Annotated in this window: 10 protein-coding genes; 1 reads left to right on the top strand and 9 read right to left on the bottom strand. The window is 32.9% G+C overall.

The genetic code is table 11. The features are described 5' to 3' along the window. The first annotated feature begins 136 nt into the window (after positions 1–136). Positions 137–886, top strand: a complete 750-nt coding sequence (locus E5Z56_RS02510; RefSeq protein WP_138156378.1) for a PP2C family protein-serine/threonine phosphatase — start codon at positions 137–139, stop codon at positions 884–886. 1226 nt (positions 887–2112) lie between these two features. Here the strand turns inward: E5Z56_RS02510 and E5Z56_RS02505 are convergent. The 9 genes from E5Z56_RS02505 to E5Z56_RS02465 form a co-directional block, all read right to left on the bottom strand. After that, entirely contained in the window at positions 2113–2847 is a 735-nt protein-coding gene (locus E5Z56_RS02505) for a hypothetical protein (protein WP_138156377.1), read from the bottom strand. A gap of 21 nt (positions 2848–2868) precedes the next feature. After that, positions 2869–3717 carry an N-acetylmuramoyl-L-alanine amidase family protein gene (locus tag E5Z56_RS02500; protein ID WP_138156376.1) on the bottom strand — a complete coding sequence of 283 codons (849 nt, stop codon included), beginning with the start codon at positions 3715–3717 and terminating at the stop codon, positions 2869–2871. Positions 3718–3726: 9 nt separating this feature from the next. After that, the gene (locus E5Z56_RS02495) at positions 3727–4932 is read right to left on the bottom strand and encodes a LicD family protein (RefSeq protein ID WP_138156375.1); all 1206 of its coding nucleotides are present in this window, start codon (positions 4930–4932) and stop codon (positions 3727–3729) included. Beyond that, a complete protein-coding gene (locus E5Z56_RS02490) occupies positions 4925–7366 on the bottom strand; it encodes a LicD family protein (RefSeq protein ID WP_138156374.1) in 2442 nt (813 codons plus the stop codon). The genes E5Z56_RS02495 and E5Z56_RS02490 overlap by 8 nt, the downstream gene beginning before the upstream one ends. Positions 7367–7385: 19 nt before the next feature. Next, entirely contained in the window at positions 7386–9869 is a 2484-nt protein-coding gene (locus E5Z56_RS02485) for a LicD family protein (RefSeq protein ID WP_138156373.1), read from the bottom strand. Between the two features lie 39 nt (positions 9870–9908). Beyond that, positions 9909–10646, bottom strand: a complete 738-nt coding sequence (locus E5Z56_RS02480) for an SDR family NAD(P)-dependent oxidoreductase (RefSeq protein ID WP_138156372.1) — start codon at positions 10644–10646, stop codon at positions 9909–9911. A gap of 246 nt (positions 10647–10892) precedes the next feature. Then, complete coding sequence (locus tag E5Z56_RS02475) at positions 10893–11168, bottom strand: integrase core domain-containing protein (protein ID WP_138156198.1); 276 nt, start codon at positions 11166–11168, stop codon at positions 10893–10895. Between the two features lie 88 nt (positions 11169–11256). Continuing rightward, the gene (locus tag E5Z56_RS02470; RefSeq protein ID WP_138156085.1) at positions 11257–11523 is read right to left on the bottom strand and encodes a hypothetical protein; all 267 of its coding nucleotides are present in this window, start codon (positions 11521–11523) and stop codon (positions 11257–11259) included. Positions 11524–11555: 32 nt separating this feature from the next. Then, entirely contained in the window at positions 11556–11834 is a 279-nt protein-coding gene (locus E5Z56_RS02465) for a helix-turn-helix domain-containing protein (RefSeq protein WP_138156371.1), read from the bottom strand. Positions 11835–11923 lie beyond the last annotated feature (89 nt).

Below are 11923 nucleotides of genomic sequence, written 5' to 3'. Positions count from 1 at the left end.
GATATATTTTATAAGAGTATAACCTTTAAATAGTAAATAGTTTATGCTATATTTTTACAGAAAAGTAAATAATATATATAATACTTGCAACAAATAAAACTCTATGATACAATAAAGAAAAGAATGGGGTTTAATTATGTCCAGAAAAATAGGTTATGCTTTCCTTTGTAAAAAGGGAAAAGTTAGAAAGAAAAATCAAGATAACTACTGGTGTATGGGTGACTTTTTACCTGAAGAAAATGAGGGACAACAGAGAACCATCACCGGACAAATTAATTTAAAAGATTTAACCGGTGCATTCTGTGTTTTTGACGGAATGGGTGGTGAGGCCTGTGGTGAGATTGCATCTTCAATTTCTGCTACAACCTTTAACAATATATATAAGTCAATTGTTGACCTTGATGTACAGAGTATTGTTGATATTTGTTACATAATGAACAGAAATGTTTGTCGCTTTGCAAAAAGACACAAGATTCAGTATATGGGTACAACTGCTGCTATGCTTTTCTTCGGCAAAAAGGAAGTATATGCTTGTAACCTTGGTGACAGTAGAATTTTTCTTTTGCGTGGCAACAAGTTGCAGAAAATTTCTGTTGACCATGTAGCTGAGGGTACTATCTTTAAGAAACCACCTTTAACTCAGCACATTGGTATTCCTACTGATGAATTTAGGATTGACCCTTATATTGTGTCCCTAAAGATTAGAAAAGGTGACAGATTCTTAATTTGTTCAGACGGTCTTACCGATATGTTGTCCTTTGAGGATATTGAGGCTTTCTTGGTGGAAACCCACAGCATCTCCGATTGCGTAAATGATATGATGAAAATGGTTTATGCAAAAGGTGCTATTGATAATACAACAATCGTGTTGTGTGAGGTTAGATGATTTTAATTTAGTTGTTTATTAATTTTAGTTGTTTATATTTATAAAGTAATAATGTAGGCAAATAAATTTTAGTAGATTATAAATAGAACAAGGTTCTCCTTGATACAGGTCAAAGTATTATAAGTTATAATAGTGTATTATAATTTGAATAGTGTATTATAAGTAAAGGCATAGTATGTTTTTTGCATACTATGCCTTTCTCAGTTTCAGTTATGATGTTAGATGAATTAGGTTTTTCAATTCTGTCTGTGGGTAAAGGAAAATTAGTACAATAAATTGGGGTTTGTGGTGCTATTTGATAGTTTCAGTTAATATGGAATTGTAAATGAATTTACAATTCCAATCACTCCTTCCGTCACCATTCGGTGACACCTCCCTCAGCGAGGGAGGCAGACACAGTTTGTACAAATCTAAAAAACTAGTACACAAATTTTTTAAATAGTACAGACTAATAAATAATTAAAAATTATAGTAAAGACAAAGGCTCCCTCGCTGAGGGAGCTGTCGATTGTAAATTGACGGTACGGCAATTTACCTTTTATAAATCGACTGAAGGAGTGATTGATATTTTAAACTTGTTTAAAATATCATCATAGCTGAAACTTTCCTCTATTTCTAACTATAAAATATAAGAAAAATTATGAGTTACAGGTGTAGGGGACATCATTGATGTCCCGTTACAAACTATCCTAAATAAAGGTATTATGCCATATGTAGATATTATAAATTTATAGCCTGTAAACAGGACAATAATCCCATAGGTATCACACTTTCTAACGGGCGAACACTGTTCGCCCCTACAACTGTGAGCCATAATATGATATAAAAATCGGTACTGTTTATGCTACAAAATATTGTTATATTATTAATTGTGCAATCACGTAATTTACAGTTTATACAAGCACATAGTTTACATTTTTTATAATACAACATCTCCACAAACCCTAATTTGTTATAGTGATTGAGGTTATCTTAGACAAAATTAAAAAGACAAAATTAAAAAAACAAAAATTAAAAAACTAAAATTCAAAAGAAAAAGTGGGCATTTAAATGCCCACTTATAAGTTATTTTATCTTATCTGTAATACAATACTATCTTGCCTATAATACAATACTATCTTGCCTGTAATACAATATTATCTTGTCTATAATACAATACCATCTTGCTTATAATACAATAATACAATAATACAATAATACAATAATACTATAATAAAATAAGACTATTACTTCATAACACCGTTTTCGTATTTAGTGTTGATAATTTCGGCAACTGCAACATCAAGGTCTTCTTCCTTAATTTTGCCGTTTTTAACTGCACTTGTAATTGTCTTTACTGCAGTTTCTAAGTCCTTTGGCATTAGGATAATCTGGTTGCCGTCATTAAAAGCAGTCAGAACATCTTTCTTAATGTTTTTGCTTTTTGCCAGACTGTCAGAAACCTGTAGCTGGTCTTTGTAAGTAAATGTTGTTTTTGAGCCATCCTTCATAATGAATAGAGGTGTTTTTGAGTAAGACTGAGTAGTGTCTATCATTTCGTTAAATGCCTTTTCACTTTCAACATTTTGAGGATAATAAACAATACCACCGACAGGGTATTTCTCTAGCTGAGATTTTGTTGTTTCACCTGCCATTGTAGCTACATCAACACCGGTTAACTGTTCAGGAGTTACAACAAATAACTGACAAACCTTTTCGTTTAGTGACATTTTCTCAGTATATTCTTCAGCTTTAATTACATTCTGACTAATAGGAGAAGTTGTTGTAGGCTCAGTAGTTGAAACAGTAGTAGTTGTGGTAGTTGTTGTACCGATAATAGTATCCTTAGCACTGTTAAATGCCTTTGACAGTTCACTTCTAAATACAAAACCACCAACTGCAAGAATTGCTACAATAAGGACAACTACAATTAAGATTACAAGTCCTTTGTGACCGTTATTTCCATGTTTTCCATTTGACATAAAATATCACCTCAAAAATATTTAATGCTTATCTGTGTAATAAGCAATCATTCCGTTTGTTATACCGTCAACCATTTTTTTCTGGAATTCTTTGTCTGACATTTTCTTGTCTTCTTCAGGATTTGTCATAAAACCAAGTTCAAGAAGAACACAAGGAACAGTAGTAAAGTTAAAACCTACTAAATCATTTCTTTCAACAGTACCTCTGTCGGCAAGTCCTGTAGACTTAATGTATTCCTTTTGAATAATTGACGCAATGTTCTTACTTTTTTCTGCTATTTTATTATTAATATGTTCTGCTGATGGATATAGGGTAGATGCACCGTTAACTGATTGGTCATCAAGTCCATCGGCGTGAATTCTAAACGCTAAGTCAACTTTGTGCTTGTTGCCGTATTCTGCCCTTTGTACAAGGCTCATTGGTGTAGTTTTCTTAGTTCTAATCATAAGCACATCAGCACCGAGATTTTGTAACTTTTTCTGCAACTTCAAAGCAATTTCAAGAGTTAAGTCACCCTCACGCTTTTTTGTTACAACACCGGTAGTACCTGTTGAACTGTTTTCGTAAGTTACCTCACTGTCACTTGCACCTTTATACTTTGGTTCAACATAATTGCCACTACATCCGTGACCTGCATCAAGTAGAACCTTAAAACCGGAAAGTTTACCTTTCTTTTCAGTTGGTTTGGTAGTTGAACTTTCGGTAGTTTTTTTCTCAGTAGTTTTTTCAGTATTATGGGTAGTGGCAGTAACTGATTGTGAAGTAGCTTTTGACTGTTCTGTACTTTCGGTTTTTTCAGAACTTTTTCCACATCCTGCAAAAGAAATGAGGAAAACTATCAGTAAAGAAAAGCTAATAATTCTTTTCATAAGATTACCTTACTTTGAGTCAAGAGAGATAATAGAGTTCATATAATACTCAGGAGTGATTTCTTCCAGTTTATCGGCAATTTCATCATTACCTTCAAATCTAAACAACATCATCTGAATATCAAAAAGCTCTTTGTTAACTGCAAAGCCTTTGCCTTGTTTAAAAGCAATAAGTGTTGCAATTCTGTTTGGTCTCATAATCTGTGACAGTCTGTAGTAGTCCTTGTTTTTCTCAAGGTTACGAATAACACCCATCTTTGGCATATAGTAAAAGTGTAGTCTGGCTCTTGTGCCGGTTCTTTTTGCTAAGCTCCAAATGTGTTTCTTCTGTCTGTCATATTTATTAGAAAATTTGTAAATAAACATATGTCGTGACTTCCTTCTAAAATATCTTTTCCATATATTTTTGTTTCGAGTTAGTGTTCTTGAAAACTGTTTGCAGGAAGTGTCTAGGAGAACAATGTTGTCCTTTTCTTCCTTTGGAATTTCATTTCGCCAATCATAGCTAAACAGTTTATCCAAGATAGAGTCCATCCTAGTAGAGATTGAAAAGCTTTTACCGTCAATCTCTACATTTTTTGTTTTTGCAAGTGGGTCATAAGAGAAAGTTTCCAGTGTTTCGTTAAAGCCCTTAATAGAACAACGGGAAGTGATTTTCCCTGAATAGGCTAATGAAAGTTTCTCAAAAATCTTTTTGGATGTTTTGTTTTTGCCGGTAAGTTTCATTATATTAATAATAGGTACAGGCAAAAGGTACTTAAAACTTTCAACATTTACAAAACTGCAAAAGTGCTTTTCCCATCCATGTTCAAAAAATCTCAACTTGAAATGTTGAAACTTGGTAGTTTCTTCATTTCTAATAGGCAAAATCTCAACATATATACCGGACATAAAGGTGTTTGACTTTTGGTCTAGGGAAATATTTGTTGTTTCACTGTTGCAGTATCTTGCTGAATAATCCATATATTCAGGATTGTTGTACATAGAATCAAAGGTTCTTGTGTAGAGTCTTTCCTTGCTCATCGCTTTACATAGCTTTGTAAAGTCATCATTATGCATTATTATTCTGGCACAATCATCTTCAATAGTGTGTTTTGTAATTGCACTTACTGCAGTTTTGCCGTATAGGGAATAGGAAATATTGTTTTTCTTGCAAATATCATCAAGTTCTTCAAGTAACTTTACTACATAAATACTTGCAGATTTATCATACATTACTATCACCGGGAGCAACTAGGTTGTGGTCTGTGTGCTGAGGTCCATCAACAGTATTTCTAAATCTTTTGCCTAAAACAATAGGAGTTGTCTTAACCTCAGGGTCAGCATATGCACCTACTTCTTCAATAATGTCAATCATTGTTGTAAGGTCAATTTCTTCACCAACAAACATTTTGTCTATTAGAGAAACCTTGCTGTAGATTTTGCTGATTGTCTTACTGTCTTTGTATGGAGCTTTCCACTGTTCAAACATATTCTTACGCATAATTGCCTTTCTTTCTTCAGAGGCTTCTTCTTCTTTTCTTGTTTCAATATTCAGTTTGCGTAAGAAGTTAACTTGTTCTAAGTAGCTATCCAGCTTTTCAAGGTCACTAAAGAATCTGTACTTTAAGATGCAAAGTGTCTTGTCATTATCTGTGTTTTCTGTTGCCTTAATGTAAGACTCAATAGCCTTTTTACTTTCACCTTTTTTGTAAAGAATATCACCAAGGATAAGGTCCTTAACACTTGAGTCCTGTAGCTTGTTAACCTTTTCTTCCAGCTTTAGAAGTTCATCATAATCTTCACAAAGCAGTGAGTTTAGGAATAGCTTGTTTTCCTTTTCAACTGCAATAAAGAAAGAAGTAACCTTGTTAACTGTGCTTTCGTATTTATCAGAGAGAAAACGGATTTTATCTTTAAGAAATGCAAACAGTGAATATACCTTGTCGTTTTTGCCTTCCTTAATTACCAGGTCAACATATTTGTTGATTAGCTCTGTGTTTTCAGGTAGAACAGAAAGTGCTTTTTCTGCATCAAAAATTGTATTAATATTAGGAAGGTTCTCTGTAACAATATCCTGAATATCAAGCTGAGTAAATCCATTTAGAGTGTTGTGGAATGCATCAATATATGAGTTTACCAGCTTTTCGGTTTTTCCACCACATTCAAGGTCAAGCTGATACTTTAGAAGATCACCGTCATCAGGATAAATCTTTAGACCTTGGTTAACAAGCTTGTTAATGTCGTGGAAATATTTGTTCATTCCAAGTTTCATTAGAATGTAAATTCTTAGCTTAATAACACCGATTGAGTAAGGATATTTCTTGTATAAATACTCACTTTGTTCTTCAGCGTCAACTAACTTGCCAATACTTGTGTTGTGTACAGTTTCTCTAAAGAAAAGAATATCTCTCTTTAGCTTTAGCATATATGGTGTTACTGCTTTCTTCTGTTCGGTAACTGTAATGTATCTCATTGCCTTTGAGATGTTGTTTCTGTTAAACAGAGTAAGTACAACCTTGTCGGCAATTTCATCCGGTAACTTTAGCAGTACAGGATGACGGTACTTATAAACATCATTGTAGTTGTCACGACCAAAGTAGTCCTTACGGAACTGTAGTGCAATATAGTCTGAGAAAATTTCTTCAAGAGTAGCAAAGTCGTTGTTTTCATATGCTCTGTTAATATCAGCCTTGCAATTGTTATATTCATCTCTAAAGCCCTTTGCCTTTGACTTTAGAGAAACTAAAATGTTAAAGTTCTTAACAACAAGCCATAGTGACATAAAAGGCATAACAAAAGCTTTCTTGCGAAGAAAAGTTTTCATCTGCTTTTCAGGGTCAACAAAATGCTTAATTTCGTTTCTGATAACTTTGTAGTCAGTATCAAGTGAGAAGATAGCGTTGTGACCTGCCTGTTCGGTAGCAGGAGGTACAAACATCCATTCATCCTCATAGTGTTCTACAAGGTAGTCGCTGATATAGTCAGGTGCTTGACCCATAGTATCTTCAAACAATACCCAGTTCTTACTGTCACCAAATATTTCTTTTCTAAATAATAGTGGTGTACCACCCCAACGAAGAACTACATAAGGACAATCCTCTTCTTTGTAGCTAAACATCTTTTTCTGTAGATTATCAAGAACCTTGTCTTTGCCCTGAAATCTCATTTTTAAACGGTAGAAACCGTATCTTAGGTGGTTGTAACCGAAACGATAGGAATAAACAATACAAGGGTTAATAAGGTCACTGTATAGTGTAATATCCTTTGTATACTGTTTCCATGATTTGTTGTTGTCAGGTAGATAGTCATAACAGATAATGTCAATCATATCACCTGCTACATCATCAAAAAGTACCTGTGTTGAGTGTACAGCAGATGATGTTCTGTCTGTATATCTTGCAATAACATTGTGGAAGTTGTGGTTAAGTTCCTGACACTCCAGAATTCTGTCATCAGGTAGTTCAGTCTTACAAACTTCAACAAACTTTTCCCAGTTGTTTCTTGTCATTGTAATATCCATATCGTCATCCCATGGGATAAAACCTCTGTGACGAATAGCACCGATTAGAGTACCACCGGCAAGCTGGTAGTCAATATTGTGCTTTCTACATAATTCATCTACTTCTTTATATAGAACATACAAATGTTTTTGTTTATCAGTCATCATAGCTTTTTATTTCCTTACATTAAATTTGAATTTGACTAGTTAAGTTATAGAGAGTTTCTGCAGTTTCTTTATTAAAGGTACTGCTTTCATCAATAGAAAGGTCTTTTACAAAGTCATTTCTTTGCTGAACAGTTATCAGTCCAACCTTAGTGATTATCTCTAAGAAATTCAGAACACTTGGGTAGATACCCTTGATTCTGTCTGTATAAAAATCATAAACAGTTTTTTCATCACTTTTTTCTTTTTCATTAATTTTTTTAGCACTGATTTTGCTATCAAAACTACTGTCATAAATATGTTCGGTTGAACTTGTAAGTTCTCTATAAATACAGTTTATTTCACCTAAAAAATCCTTTTTGATTACAATTGTTAAGTAAGGGTCTTTGTTCTCCTTAGCAACCTGAATCAGAATTTTGCTAGACTTTTGAAATTCTCCAATTTTTCTTAGCACATGGGATTTTAATATTAAACAGTATAGATAATTAATGTCACCAATATCTAGGTTCACCATATGACTGTCTATGTTGTCAAGTATCATAGACAGCTTGTTAAAGTCAGTACAGTTGATTATCTCTGCTGAAACACAGGTGATAAACTCATTGTTGCAAATTCCTTTAACAATGTTGTGATACCACTGTGATATTGTTGTTTCTGTTTTTGAAAAAATATTTTGAGCAAATTTTTCTTTGTATTTATATCTTAGGTTAACAAGATAATACACAAAGTCATATTGCTTTTTAGCTTTTCTTTCTCTGCCTTCTGTTTGTTCTATTTCATTATTCATTAGCTGAAACTTTTTGTTGTATAACCTAAAGTCATCGTTAAGAATAAGCAGAAGTCTGTCAAGAAAATCTATGTTATGGGTATCCTTAATAAGTGTATCAAGGTGCTTATCAAGGGTATACCTGATTTCTCTCTTTGTAATAATATTGTCTGTCTTAAAGTAAGCATCAATGTATCCCAGAATAGCTTTTTCTAGGTCATCATTTATCAAAAGCTCATTTTGATACTTTAGCAAATCACCGTCATTAGGGAACATCTCAAGTCCTAAGTTAATAAGACCTTTGATTTCTACTGTGTGGTCATCAGCAAAGAAACTTTTTAACAAACAATATATTTTCAGTTTAATAAAAGAAATATTCTTAGGATATTTCTTTAGCAGTTTATCAAGTAGGGTAATAGCTCTGTCAAATTTATTTTCATCAATGAGAACAAGGGCTTTTTTGTAGTGGAAAATATTTTCTTCAACTACCTTCATTACAATTGTTTTCTTGAAATGATATGAGTAAACTTGAATGAACCTTTTTGCTTTGTCAATTCTGCTGGTATGAAAAAGTGTAAGTACAACTGCCTCATAATATTCAGGGTCAATCTTAATCAGTAGTGGGTGATGGTAGCGATATATGTTGTCCAAATCCTTGCTACCGATTAATTTTTTACTGCTTTGATTTTTTATGTACTCAGAAAAAATCTCAGAAAGCTTGTTGTAGTTTTCTTCTTCAATAGATTTTTCTATTTCATCATTTTTGCTACGCAAAAAGTTGTGGTCCTCAAGGCTTTTGCCTATAAGTTCAATTTTACTTCTAAAGTCCTGAACCTTTAGTCCTTGCTTTTCTGTTAAAAAGTCAAAGTTCTTTTTGCTATTATACTTTTTATCAAGGTCATCTTTGTCAATAAAGTTATATAGCTCTGACTTAATATTTTCATAGGTAGTTTTCTTATTAAGTATAAGTGTATCATCTGTATTTTTAGGACTGTTCTGATACATCCATTCCTCACCATATATAATAGAAAGGTAAGAATAAGGATTTTCAAAAGTTCTGAACTTTCTACCTGCAATGGTTACTATAGAATTAAATGAACCTACAATTTTCTTTGGAATACATACAGGCAATGAAGGTTCTCTAACCATATAAAAGTTGCAGTTGTAATTATTAAATTTTTCCAGGTTAGATTCTAAAGACTGAAGAATAGACTCTTTAGAAACTACTTTGCCTTTTGCTTTATTAAATAGATAAGAAAATTTGTTGTCTTCATACGGTATACTGTAGTTTTTGCTATTGTTAAGAAAGTCACAGTAAAGCCTTAACTTTTTGTAATAATGCTCAGCATCATTTTTGTGATTTCTAACATTATCCAAGCAGTAAATGTCAACACCGATACCTGCTTTGTCACCGGTAATTAGGTTGTGCTTGTCAATTAAAGTTGTTTTTGTGTTTACATATCTGGCAAAAGAATTTGTGCAAAACTCATTGGTTTCTCTGCAATCTAAGAAACGATGGTTTGTCCTTTCACATTTTTTACTGCAAATTTCAATAAACTTGTAGTAGTCATTGCTTTTCATATAAACAGAGATAGTGTGGCTTTCCGGAAGCATAGAGTTAATGCTGATTGCTCCCAAAAGTGTGTCGCTACCAATACCGTAAGAAATATTGTGTTCTGTGCAAATATCAGCAATCTCAATAAGTAACTGATACAAAATTTCTTGATGTTGTGTTAGCATTTTTTATATACTCCAAATAAGTGAATTTTAAAGTATTAATTAGAAATATTCGTAACCACCACTAATTTCCAGTAATGTACCGTTGATAAAGTCATTGGTCATTGTGTCATATACAAGTTTTGCAACTTCATCAGGTTGTGCAAAACGGTGAAGGTTAATCTTTCTGTTGATTCTGTCGTAGCTTTCCTGTGAACGACCCTTCTGCCAAGGTGTTTCAACAAATGATGGTGCAATAGCGTTGATAGAAACATTCTGACCATCAAATTCCTTAAGTAAACACTTTGCTAGGTGATGAACACCTGCCTTTGAAACAGAATATACTAGGGAAGAGCTGTATGAAAGTTTACCACATAGTGAACCCATAAAGATAATCTTGCCACCATCATTAAAGTGTGGCTTAAACTTCTGTACCATAAATGTAGGAACAGAAAGGTTAGTTCTTAGAATTGTGTCCCATAGTTCATAGTCGTATTCTTCAAACTTCTTGTATGTGCCGATAGCTGTGTTACATACAAGCCAGTCGATTTTGTCAGATACCTTTAGTACATCATTAACGAAACCTTCCATACCTTCATATGTTGACATATCGGCATAAATGAAAGTAACCTTTTCTTTATCAGTATCGGAAAGTTCATTTGACATTTCTTCCATCTGATTTTTGTCGAAATAATTTATAATTAGCTTGTCGTTTTTATCTGTTGATTCTTTTAGTAATTTCTTTGCAATAGCCTTGCCAATGCCTGAAGTAGCACTGGTAACAATCATTGTTTTTGCCATAATTATACCTCAAATATAAATTTAGTTATTTTTATAAAAACTGTGTAATAATCAGCTGATTACTAGGCTAAAAATACACATACTCTAACTAATTCATTTTATCATTTGGTATATTATAAGTCAACAATATTTAGGGTTACAAATTACTTACAATCTGTGTTGTAAATAGATATGACCCGTTTTAGGGTAAAAATAAAATATGATTTAATATTTCGCTTGTTTTACTGACTTTTTGATTATGAATTATCAGTTAATGGATTTCAATTCTAACTTTTCACTCAATAACTGCATTGGACTTTTGTATTCAAGTGTTCTCATTGTCTTGTTATTACTCCATTCTAAATGTCCTTTTAACTTTGTATTTAATTCTTCAATATTTTTGAATGTTTCCCAATCATAGAAATATCTTTGGTCGTTTCTATGACTTCTTTCTACCTTCCCATTGTGCCAAGGTGTTCGTGGTGGTATTAATTTATGATTTATACCTAATTTGTTCAATTCTATTTCAAAAGGACTTTTCACTTCACTGCTTTGATATTTATATGTGAACTCTCTTCCGTTATCTGTTTGAACCGTTTTATTTTAAACGGAAATTCTTTTAATAACATTTTCAAGAATTTAGTTGAGTTTTCCGTGTATGTTCTTCAAACCCATATACAAATCTCATCCTTGTACATTCATCTATTGCAGTCCATTGATAAAAATGCTTTCCGTCCCTTAAAGCCTTACCTCTTAAGCAATTATATGGCACTTCTTTTACATCTATCTGCACCTTTTCTCCAGGTATTAACAGCTCCGGATATCTTCTATGATTACGGCTCTTTTTCTTGGTCTTTTTATATTTTACTAAGCCCATTCTTTTTGCAGCATATATCATTCCTGAATAGCTTCTTGTATATCCTTTTCTCTTTAAATCACTGTATACTCCATCCCATCCATATCTTTCATAGCACTTTTTAAAAGAATTTCTAATTTGTCTTTCTTCTCTTTTGTGTGTCTGTTGGGATGACTATGTGGTCTGCGTGATTTAGGCAATAGCGATTGCCAGGTACCGTCATATTGTTTACACCATCTCTTTACGCTTGAAAGACTTACACCGTACACTCTACTTGCTTCGCTTTTTCCTTTTCTTAGTGCGTATTTTACTATGGCTTGCTTTTTCTTTGCTTCTTGTGTTATTATATTCATGAGGAGTACTTCTTTCTTAGGTTAATGTTTTTGAGCGATTCCATTATACCATATTTTGAAGTTACTCCTCTTTTTTATTGGGTCATATC

This window comes from Ruminococcus bovis (assembly GCF_005601135.1).
In the GTDB taxonomy this organism is placed as follows: Bacteria; Bacillota; Clostridia; order Oscillospirales; family Acutalibacteraceae; genus Ruminococcoides; species Ruminococcoides bovis.
This window is presented reverse-complemented; position numbering and strand designations above follow the sequence as displayed.

Coding starts and splice junctions, on each gene's coding strand:
- E5Z56_RS02505 (WP_138156377.1), bottom strand. CDS start 2,847: ATGTCAAATGGAAAACATGGAAATAACGGTCACAAAGGACTTGTAATC.
- E5Z56_RS02500 (WP_138156376.1), bottom strand. CDS start 3,717: ATGAAAAGAATTATTAGCTTTTCTTTACTGATAGTTTTCCTCATTTCT.
- E5Z56_RS02510 (WP_138156378.1), top strand. CDS start 137: ATGTCCAGAAAAATAGGTTATGCTTTCCTTTGTAAAAAGGGAAAAGTT.
- E5Z56_RS02480 (WP_138156372.1), bottom strand. CDS start 10,646: ATGGCAAAAACAATGATTGTTACCAGTGCTACTTCAGGCATTGGCAAG.
- E5Z56_RS02485 (WP_138156373.1), bottom strand. CDS start 9,869: ATGCTAACACAACATCAAGAAATTTTGTATCAGTTACTTATTGAGATT.
- E5Z56_RS02465 (WP_138156371.1), bottom strand. CDS start 11,834: ATGAATATAATAACACAAGAAGCAAAGAAAAAGCAAGCCATAGTAAAA.
- E5Z56_RS02495 (WP_138156375.1), bottom strand. CDS start 4,932: ATGTATGATAAATCTGCAAGTATTTATGTAGTAAAGTTACTTGAAGAA.
- E5Z56_RS02470 (WP_138156085.1), bottom strand. CDS start 11,523: ATGATATATGCTGCAAAAAGAATGGGCTTAGTAAAATATAAAAAGACC.
- E5Z56_RS02490 (WP_138156374.1), bottom strand. CDS start 7,366: ATGATGACTGATAAACAAAAACATTTGTATGTTCTATATAAAGAAGTA.